This window comes from Arthrobacter zhaoguopingii (assembly GCF_009828605.1).
GTDB classification, from domain to species: Bacteria; Actinomycetota; Actinomycetes; order Actinomycetales; family Micrococcaceae; genus Arthrobacter_D; species Arthrobacter_D zhaoguopingii.
Genome location: NZ_WIAE01000036.1, coordinates 1 through 1,459 on the forward strand (window position 1 = coordinate 1; position 1,459 = coordinate 1,459).

1 protein-coding gene is annotated in these 1,459 nt (G+C 71.4%); it reads right to left on the minus strand.

The window, feature by feature from the left end:
* Window positions 1-7 precede the first annotated feature (7 nt).
* Window positions 8-1,459, minus strand: a 1,452-nt coding sequence (gene guaB1, locus GVV77_RS18010) for a GMP reductase (protein ID WP_159620702.1), incomplete at its 5' end; no start/stop codon positions are given.

Genomic DNA, 1,459 nt, shown 5'->3' on the forward strand with positions numbered 1-1,459 from the left:
GGTGCGGTTACCAGCTTTGTGGGAGGGGGCGGCCTTCTTCGTAGCCGGCGGCGGACTGGATGCCGACCAGGGCGCGGTCGGAGAATTCGGCCAGGGTGCGGGCTCCGGCGTAGGTCATGGAGCTGCGCACTCCGGCGGTGATCATGTCCAGCAGGTCCTCCACACCGGGACGGGCGGGGTCCAGGTACATTTTGGAGGTGGAGATGCCTTCTTCGAAGAGTCCCTTCCGGGCCCGGGCGAAGACGTCCTCGGCCTGGGTGCGGTGCTGCACCGCCCTCGCGGAGGCCATGCCGAAGCTTTCCTTGTAGCGGCGGCCGTCGCTGTCGGTGTGCAGGTCCCCGGGGCTCTCGTAGGTCCCGGCGAACCAGGACCCGATCATGACCTGGCTGGCCCCGGCGGCCAGGGCCAGGGCCACATCCCGGGGGTAGCGGACCCCGCCGTCGGCCCACACGTGCGCGCCGAGCTCCCGGGCCGCCATGGCGGCCTCGTGCACGGCGGAGAACTGGGGCCGGCCCACGGCGGTCATCATCCGGGTGGTGCACATCGCCCCGGGCCCGACCCCGACCTTCACAATGTCCGCCCCGGCCGCGACCAGGTCCCGGACCCCGTCGGCGCTGACCACGTTCCCGGCCACGACGGGCACCTGCGGGTCCAGGGAGCGCACGATCTTGAGGGCATCGAGCATCTTGCGCTGGTGCCCGTGGGCGGTGTCCACCACCAGGGTGTCCACCCCGGCCGCGAGCAGGGCCGCCGCCTTGGCCTCGACGTCCCCGTTGATCCCCACCGCCGCGGCCACCCGCAGCGAACCGCGGGCGTCCAGGGCCGGGGTGTAGATGGTCGAGCGCAGCGCCCCGGCCCGGGTGATGACCCCCTGCAGGATCCCGTCCCGGACCACCGGGGCCAGCGGGGCGCCGCTGGCCTCCAGCTCCGCGAAGACCCCCTGCAGCCCCTGAACCGGGTCCGCCTCGAACCGGGCCGCGTCCACCGGGGCCGGGCCGGTGCGCAGCACCGAGGCCAGGGACGCGAAACGGTCCACGCCCTCGCAGTCCGCGGCCCGCACCACCCCCACATACCGGTCCTCCCCGTCCACGACCACCACCGCGCCGTGGGCGCGCTTGTGGATCAGGTGCAGCGCATCGATCACCGTGTTGGACGGGCGCAGCCGCAGCGGAGTCTCAAACACCGGATGGCGGGCCTTGACCCAGCCGGTGACCTCGGTAATCACCTCCACCGGCACGTCCTGGGGCAGCACCGCCAGCCCGCCGCGCCGGGCCAGAGTCTCCACCATCCGCCGCCCGGTCACCGCGGTCATATTCGACACCACCAAAGGAATCGTCGAACCGGTCCCATCAGCGGCGGAGAGATCCACGTCAAAACGCGAAACCACCTCCGAGGCCGAGGGCACCAAAAACACATCAGCATAGGTCAGGTCGGTGGACGGATCATTGATGAATCGCAT